General features: G+C 47.4%; 1 protein-coding gene. It reads left to right on the top strand.

Translation table 11 applies throughout. The features are described from left to right. The coding region (locus tag A3757_RS23840) for a methyl-accepting chemotaxis protein (RefSeq protein WP_304439221.1) at window positions 1-704 on the top strand (704 nt) is incomplete at its 5' end. Between the last annotated feature and the right edge of the window lie 100 nt (window positions 705-804).

Raw genomic sequence — 804 nt, 5'->3', positions numbered from 1 at the left:
TTGATATCCAATTAGAGTCCTCGCATGAAATGAATAATACGCTTCAAGATATGGCTAACTCGGTTAAACAGACCGCTACAGCAATGGAGGTGGTTCGCCTTAAGTCTGAGCAAGTGCAGAAAAATACGATTTCTAGTAGTGAGTCGATGCGAGAGACTATCGACTGCATGGAAAAAATAAAGGACGGTAATAATGATATTCTGGAATTTATGGGCGTGATTACCGCTATCGCAGAGCAAACAAACTTGCTGGCGCTAAATGCTGCAATCGAAGCCGCTCGCGCTGGTGATCAGGGGCGTGGATTTGCGGTTGTGGCGGATGAGGTCAGGACGCTCTCGCACAAAAGTAACGAGTCGGCAGAAAAAATACGCCTGCTTCTGGCTGTTGCGGAAGAGAGTATCGACCAGGGCTGTATGGTTGTGAACGAAACGGGTAATCGCCTGGAGGCCGTCACCTCCGAAGTCGAAGATATTGCCCGAGAGATAAATGTTTCAGCCGATGCGATGGGTATGCAAAGTCAAGGTATTGAGGGTGTTGTGAGCAATAGTCAGTATCTAGATGAGGCTTGCCAGGAAAACGCAGACTTTTCTGCAAAGCTGGCGTCAAACGCCCAGTCGTTGCTTGATATAGCTGAACACCTGGGGTCACTGTCTTATACAATGAGTGATACTGTTAGTCAGGCATCAAATATGAAGCGTAGCTAAGTCTCTTCTTGATTGTTTGGTTTGGTTTGCTGCGCTAATGCCCAGTCGATATGTTCTGCGACCAAGGGGGAGGCAGTTTCTCTACTTCGTTTTAAGGCTG

It is taken from the genome of Oleiphilus sp. HI0117 (assembly GCF_001635235.1).
This window is presented reverse-complemented; position numbering and strand designations above follow the sequence as displayed.